This is a genomic window from Aquabacterium sp., assembly GCF_034003525.1.
Taxonomy (GTDB): domain Bacteria; phylum Pseudomonadota; class Gammaproteobacteria; order Burkholderiales; family Burkholderiaceae_C; genus Aquabacterium.
On the sequence record NZ_JAVEYN010000052.1, the window covers coordinates 1 to 6,776 of the forward strand.

7 protein-coding genes are annotated in these 6,776 nt (G+C 67.2%); 6 read left to right on the forward strand and 1 reads right to left on the reverse strand.

Annotated features, from left to right (window positions below):
• Nucleotide 1 precedes the first annotated feature (1 nt).
• The 6 genes from RBT42_RS16350 (at nucleotide 2) to RBT42_RS16375 (ending at nucleotide 5,742) form a co-directional block, all read left to right on the forward strand.
• Complete coding sequence (locus RBT42_RS16350) at nucleotides 2-1,171, forward strand: 3-hydroxybenzoate 6-monooxygenase (protein ID WP_320367064.1); 1,170 nt, start codon at nucleotides 2-4, stop codon at nucleotides 1,169-1,171.
• Nucleotides 1,172-1,189: 18 nt separating this feature from the next.
• A complete protein-coding gene (locus RBT42_RS16355) occupies nucleotides 1,190-2,245 on the forward strand; it encodes a cupin domain-containing protein (protein WP_320367066.1) in 1,056 nt (351 codons plus the stop codon).
• A gap of 80 nt (nucleotides 2,246-2,325) precedes the next feature.
• Nucleotides 2,326-3,027 (forward strand): fumarylacetoacetate hydrolase family protein, encoded by a 702-nt coding sequence (locus RBT42_RS16360; RefSeq protein ID WP_320367068.1) that lies wholly within the window; start codon nucleotides 2,326-2,328, stop codon nucleotides 3,025-3,027.
• A gap of 18 nt (nucleotides 3,028-3,045) precedes the next feature.
• Complete coding sequence (maiA, locus tag RBT42_RS16365; RefSeq protein WP_320367070.1) at nucleotides 3,046-3,684, forward strand: maleylacetoacetate isomerase; 639 nt, start codon at nucleotides 3,046-3,048, stop codon at nucleotides 3,682-3,684.
• Nucleotides 3,685-3,867: 183 nt separating this feature from the next.
• Complete coding sequence (locus RBT42_RS16370) at nucleotides 3,868-5,205, forward strand: aromatic acid/H+ symport family MFS transporter (RefSeq protein ID WP_320367072.1); 1,338 nt, start codon at nucleotides 3,868-3,870, stop codon at nucleotides 5,203-5,205.
• 60 nt (nucleotides 5,206-5,265) lie between these two features.
• Nucleotides 5,266-5,742: a MarR family transcriptional regulator gene (locus RBT42_RS16375; RefSeq protein ID WP_320367074.1), complete on the forward strand. Its 477-nt coding sequence runs from the start codon at nucleotides 5,266-5,268 to the stop codon at nucleotides 5,740-5,742.
• On the opposite strand, the gene RBT42_RS16380 is transcribed toward RBT42_RS16375, so the two are convergent.
• A partial coding sequence (locus RBT42_RS16380) for a hybrid sensor histidine kinase/response regulator (protein ID WP_320367076.1) occupies nucleotides 5,739-6,776 on the reverse strand: 1,038 nt, incomplete at its 5' end. The genes RBT42_RS16375 and RBT42_RS16380 overlap by 4 nt on opposite strands.

Consider the following 6,776-nt stretch of genomic DNA (forward strand, 5'->3'; position numbering starts at 1 on the left):
GGTGGCGGGCGGTGGCATCGGTGGCTTGGCAGCCGCTTTGGCGCTGGTGCGCCAGGGCTTCCAGGTGCAGGTGTTTGAACAGGCCCCTGAAATTGGCGAAATCGGCGCTGGCATCCAGCTCGGCCCCAACGCCTTCCACGCACTCGACGCGCTGGGCGTGGGCGAGAAGGCCCGCTCGCGTGCCGTGTTCACCGACTACATGGTGATGCACGACGCCGTGGACGCCAAGCTGATCGGCAAGATCCCCACCGACGAGAACTTCCGCAAGCGCTTCGGCAACCCCTACGCCGTGATCCACCGCGTGGACATCCACCTGTCCCTGCTGGAAGGCGCCAAGGAAACCGGTCGCGTCGAGTTCTTCACCAACACCCGCATCGAGAAGGTCGAGCAAGACGCCAACGGCGTGACCGTGACCGACCAGAACGGCAAGCAGTGGAAGGGCGTGGCCCTGATCGGTGCCGATGGCGTCAAGTCGGTGGTGCGCACGCAGTACGTCAACGACCCGGCCCGCGTCACCGGCCACGTGGTCTACCGTGCCGTGGTCGACAAGAGCGAGTTCCCGGACGAACTGAAGTGGAACGCCGCCAGCCTGTGGGCCGGCCCGAACTGCCACCTGGTGCATTACCCCCTGCGCGGCGGCGAGCAGTACAACATCGTCGTGACCTTCCACAGCCGTGAGAAGGAAGAATGGGGCGTCAAGGACGGCAGCAAGGAAGAAGTGGAAAGCTACTTCCAGGGGATCGACCCCAAGGCGCGCCAGTTGATCGAGCTGCCCAAGACTTGGAAACGCTGGGCCACCGCCGACCGCGAACCCATCCCGCAATGGACCTTTGGCCGCGCCACCCTGCTGGGCGACGCCGCACACCCGACCACGCAGTACATGGCCCAAGGCGCTTGCATGGCCCTGGAAGACGCCGTGACCCTGGGCGAAGCCCTGCGCGTGCACAACCAGGACTGGGACGCCGCCCTGGACCACTACCAGCGTTCGCGCATCCCGCGCACTGGCCGCATCGTGCTGTCGGGCCGTGAGATGGGCCGCCTGTACCACGCCAAGGGTGTCGAGCGCCTGATCCGCAACGACCTGTGGAAAGGCCGCACGCCCGAGCGCTTCTACGACGCCATCGAGTGGCTGTACGGCTGGAACGTCACCAACTGCCTGGCCCAGGATTGAAACTCACAAGGATCCCTCATGCAAAACCACGATCGTTTTGACACCCTGGGTCGCCTGGAAGACCTGCCCCAGGACTACCGCGACAACCTGACCCAGCAGAACCTGGTGCCTCTGTGGCCCAGCCTGCGCGCCGTGCTGCCGCCCGAAGTGCCGGCCCGCAAGACGCAGCCGACCCACTGGCCGTATGCCACGCTGCGCCCGCTGCTGATCCAGGCCGGCGAGCTGACCCCGATCGAAAAGGCCGAGCGCCGCGTGCTCGTGCTGGCCAACCCCGGCCACGGTCTGGAAAAGATGCAGGCCAGCGCCGCCATGTACCTGGGCATGCAGCTGCTGCTGCCCGGTGAACTGGCCCCCGCTCACCGCCACACCCCCAACGCCATCCGCATGGTGGTCGAAGGCGAAGGCGCCTGGACCCTGGTCGACGGCGAAAAGTGCCCGATGAGCCGCGGTGACCTGATCCTCACCCCGACCGGTCTGTGGCACGAACACGGCCACGACGGCGACAAGCCGGTCGTGTGGCTGGACGTGCTGGACCTGCCCCTGGTGTACTACATGGAGGCCTCCTACCACCTGGAAGGCCCGAGCCAGTCGGTCAAGCCAGGTGAAGGCGTCAAGGCCTTCGGCCGTGGCGGCGTGACCCCCACCACCGTGTTCGAACGCAGCAACAAGGCCTACCCGATGCTGCGTTACCCCTGGGCCGATGCCCGTGCCGCGCTGGTGTCGATCGCCGACAACGAGCCCGACACCGAGTGCGTGCAGGTCACCTATGTGAACCCGGTCACCGGCGACGATGCCGAGAACATCCTGGGCTTCTACGCCCTGATGCTGCGCCCCGGCCAGACCCTGCGCCTGCCGGCCCGCTCACCCGCCCAGGTCTTCCACCAGATCGAAGGCAGCGCCGACGTGCAGATCGAAGCCACGTCGTTCACACTGGCCGAAGCCGACACCTGCTGCGCGCCCGGCTACACCGCTGTGACCCTGAAGAACCGCTCGGCCAGCGCGCCGGCCTTCATCTTCGTGGCCGACGAAGCCCCGCTGCACCGCAAGCTGGGCGTGTACGAAAACCGCGGCTGAAACGACACCCGTTTCGCCACCTGAACCACCGGACCGGGGTCGCTGCACAGCCACCCCGGTCCATGCATGAAAGACACACCATGACCCAATACCTGTTCAACCCGCCCGCCGTTCAATCCCTGCCCATCCGTGGCAAGCAAGAGCAGTTCCCGATCAACCGCCTGTTCTTCGTCGGCCGCAACTACCATGCGCACGCCGTCGAAATGGGCCGTCCGGTCGACAAGTCGGTCGAGCGTCCCTTCTACTTCACCAAGTCGCGTGACACCCTGGTGCTGAGCTGCGCCACCGTGGCCTACCCGCCCGAGACCAAGAACTACCACTTCGAGATGGAACTGGTCGTCGCCATCGGCGCCGAAGGCTTCCGCGTCTCGCAAGAAGATGCCCACAAGGTCATCTACGGCTACGCCGCCGGTCTGGACATGACCCGCCGCGACATCCAGCTGGTCGCCCGCGACAAGGGCCGCCCCTGGGACCTGGGCAAGGACGTCGAGCAATCGTCCGTCTGCACCGAGATCGTGCCGATGGAAGGCGTGGTCATCGACAAGGCCGACATCGCCCTGCAGGTCAACGGCGACACCAAGCAGCACTCCAACGTCGACAAGCTGATCTGGAACATCCGCGAACTCATCGCCGACCTGTCGCAGTTCTATCACCTGCAACCTGGCGACCTGATCTACACCGGCACGCCTGAAGGCGTGGGTGCTGTGGTGCCTGGTGACAAGATCACCGGTCAGGTTGAAGGCGTGGCCGAAGTCGCCCTGACGGTGGGCGCGGCCGAATAAGCCGGCAGGAGCCCCCTCATGAAGCTCTACAACTTCTTTCGCAGCGGCACCTCGCACCGCCTGCGCATTGCCCTGAACCTCAAGGGGCTGCAAACGACGTACGTCCCCGTGGACCTGCGCACCGAGCAGCACCTCCAGGACGAATTCAAGGCCATCAACCCGCAAGGCTTGGTGCCCGCACTGGAAGTCGACGGCAAGGTGCTGATCCAGTCGCCCGCGATCATCGAGTGGCTGGAAGAGACGCACCCGACGCCGGCTCTGCTGCCGGCCGGTGCGGCCGAGCGTGCCCACGTGCGCGCCCTGGCCGCCATCGTCGGCTGCGACATCCACCCGATCAACAACCGTCGCATCCTCGAGTACCTCCGCAAGGAACTCGGCGCCAACGACGACGCCATCAACGCCTGGAGCGGTACCTGGATCACCGCTGGCTTTGATGCCTATGAGGCCCTCCTCGCCGCCGACACCCAGCGCGGCGAGTTCAGCTTCGGCCACACGCCGACGCTGGCCGATGTGTACCTCATCCCTCAGGTGGAAAGCGCCCGTCGCTTCAAGGTCGACCTCAGCCGCTGGCCGCTGATCAGCGCCATCGACGCGGCCTGCGCCAAGCTGGACGCCTTCCGCCTGGCCGCTCCCGGCCAGCAGCCCGACGCGGCCTGATCTCCCCGCTCTCCTGACACTCGTTTCCAATGCCACCAGGCTGCGCCACAAGCGCCGCCGGGTGGTCGTGCGTGGCCTTTCCCGCCCATGAGGCGCGAAGGGCCGTGTGCCTTTGCCCCTGCGGCCAGGCCAACCGCCTATGGCGCCGTTTCTCTGCTGGCTTGACCAAGCAAGGCTCACTCCATGACCACCACACCACGAACGCTCGACGTTCAAGCGTTTCTCAACGCCCACAAGTTGTCCTGGACACAGATCAGCACCCTGATCCTGTGTTTCCTCATCGTCGCCGTCGACGGTTTTGACACCGCTTCCATCGGCTTCATCGCCCCGGCCATCCGCGCCGAATGGGGCCTCACCCCCAGCGCCCTGGCGCCCGTGTTCGGGGCCGGCCTGGGCGGCCTGATGGCCGGCGCTTTCCTCTTCGGCCCGCTGGCCGACCGCTTCGGTCGCAAGACCATCCTGATGGTGTGCGTGACCTTCTTCGGTCTGGCCAGCCTGGCCTCGGCCTACTCCACCTCGCTGGAGATGCTCATCGTGCTGCGCTTTCTGACCGGCCTGGGCCTGGGCGGCGCCATGCCCAACTCGGTGACCCTCAGCTCCGAGTACGCCCCTGAGCGTGCCCGTTCGATGCTGGTGATGACGATGTTCTGTGGCTTCACCATCGGTTCGGCGCTCGGCGGCGTGGCCGCAGCCCACATCGTGGCCGCCTGGGGCTGGCGTGCCGTGCTGGAGATCGGCGGCATCCTGCCCCTGGTGCTGTTGCCGCTGCTGGCCTTCGGTCTGCCCGAGTCGGTGCGCTACCTGGTCATGAAGTCCCACAAGCCCGAGCAGGTGCGCCTGACCCTGCAACGCATCGCCCCGCAGGCCGATCTGCGCGACGTCACCTTCACCGTGGCCGAGCAGGCCCACACCGGCTTCCCCGTCAAGCACCTGTTTGCCCCGGCCCTGCGCGTCGGCACCCTCAAGCTGTGGCTGACTTTCTTCATGTGCCTGCTGGTGATTTACCTGCTGTCGAGCTGGCTGCCCACGCTGATCAGCAGCACCGGCATGTCGCTCAAGGAGGCCTCGCTGGTCACGGCCATGTTCCAGGTGGGCGGCACGCTGGGCGCCATCGCCCTGGGCCCGCTGATGGACCGCTTCTCGCCCACCCGCGTGCTGGCCGTGGTCTACAGCCTGGCCGCGGTGTGCACCTGGCTGATCGGCCAGAGCACCGACAACACCGTGCTGCTGGTGCTGGCCGTGTTCGGCGCGGGCGTGACGGTCTCGGGCGGACAGGTGGGTGCCAACGCCCTGGCGGCCTCCTTCTACCCCACCGCCAGCCGCGCCACCGGCGTGAGCTGGGCCAGCGGCATCGGCCGCATCGGCTCAGTGCTGGGCTCGATGGCGGGCGGCTGGATGATGGCGGCTGGCCTGGGCATGCCCACACTGTTCCTGATCGTCGGCATCCCCTGCCTGATCGCGGGCATCACCATGTTCACCATGGTCCATGTCGGGCGCGTGACGCTGGTCGACGCCCACTGAGTCCCATCCGATAAACTCGCATGTCCGTGCGCACCGCGCGCCTCTTTCCCTCCGCTGCCCATGTCGTCCTCGCCCGCCCCGATCGATGCCCAAGCCCTTGAAGAACTGCCGGGCTTCTACATCCGCCGTCTGCAGCAGATTGCCGTGGCCATCTTTCTGGAGGAAACCCAGGAGTTCGGCGTCACGCCCGTGCAGTTCGCGGCCCTGACCGCCATCCAGCGCGAGCCGGGTCTGGATCAGCGCACGCTGGCGGGCCGCATCGGCTTTGACACGTCCACGCTGGGCAGCGTGATCGACCGCCTGGAGGCCCGGGGCCTCGTGGTGCGCAGCAACAGCCCCAGTGATCGCCGGGTGCGCCTGCTGCACCTGACCGAGGCCGGCATCACCTTGTTGCGCGACATCGACCCCAGCATGCGCAAGGCCCAGTTGCGCATGCTCGCGCCCCTCCCCCCCGAGCAACGCCTCGTGTTCATGGACATGCTGCGCACCTTGCTCGAAGCCAACAACGTGCTCAGCCGCGCCCCCAGCCAGGCTTAAGCGCCGCGCACGCCTTGCCGCAGATCGCGCAGCAAGCTTTGCAGCAACGTGGCCGGCACCGGTTTGTGCAGCACCGCCAGGCCCTGTGTCTGCGCCTCTTGCAAACGCTCGGCGGCCGTGTCGCCCGTCACCAGCGCGGCCGGCACCTCGCGCCCCAGGTGCGCCCGGATGGCCGCCACCGCCTGCACCCCGGTGTGGGTGCGGTCCAACCGGTAGTCGGCCAGCACCACATCGGGCTCGAAATGCGTCAGGCACCGCAAGGCCTCCTCGCTCGACGCCACCACCACACACTGCACCCCCCAGATCCCCATCAGATCGTGCATGGCCAGCCGCACACTGTCGTCGTCATCGACGAGCAGGACGCGCAGGCCCTGCAGGTCCTCGGGTGAGGCCGGCGCCACCGGCGCCACACTCGGTGGCGTCAGGCCCAAGGGCAGGTTGAGCCGGAACACCGTGCCGCGCCCGGGGCGAGACACCAGGGCCACGCTGACGCCCATGGCCTGCGCCAGCCCCTGCACGATGGCCAGGCCCAGCCCCAGGCCATTGCGGCGATCGCGCTGCGGATTGTCGAGTTGGCGAAAGGCTTGAAAGATGCGCTGGTGCGACTCGGGCGGGATGCCGATGCCGGTGTCCCACACCTCGATCACGGCGCGTCCAGCCCGCTGGCGGCAGGCCAGCAGGACCCCACCGCGCTCGGTGTAGCGGATGGCGTTGAGCAACAGGTTGCGCAAGATCAGCTCGACCAGACCGGGGTCGGCAAACGGCGTCAGCGTGGTGTCGCGCAAGCGCAGGTTCAGCCCCTTGTCGGCCGCCCAGGGCGCCAGCTCACGCTCGAGCTTGTGGAACAGGGGCTGCAAGGCAAAGCTGTGCGGCTGAGGCTGCACCATGCCCGTGGCCACCTTGGAGACGTCCAGCAGGGTGTTGAGCATCTCGCTGGCGGCGGTATTCGACGCCTTGGCATGTTCGAGCAACAGCGCCTGGCGTGCATTGAGGCCGGAGCGGGCCAGCGAACCCAGGAACAGACCGGCGGCATG

Bases quoted from the DNA above. Each gene is read 5' to 3' on its own strand.
- RBT42_RS16375 (WP_320367074.1), top strand. From the start codon at position 5,266: ATGTCGTCCTCGCCCGCCCCGATCGATGCCCAAGCCCTTGAAGAACTG.
- RBT42_RS16360 (WP_320367068.1), top strand. From the start codon at position 2,326: ATGACCCAATACCTGTTCAACCCGCCCGCCGTTCAATCCCTGCCCATC.
- RBT42_RS16355 (WP_320367066.1), top strand. From the start codon at position 1,190: ATGCAAAACCACGATCGTTTTGACACCCTGGGTCGCCTGGAAGACCTG.
- RBT42_RS16370 (WP_320367072.1), top strand. From the start codon at position 3,868: ATGACCACCACACCACGAACGCTCGACGTTCAAGCGTTTCTCAACGCC.
- maiA (WP_320367070.1), top strand. From the start codon at position 3,046: ATGAAGCTCTACAACTTCTTTCGCAGCGGCACCTCGCACCGCCTGCGC.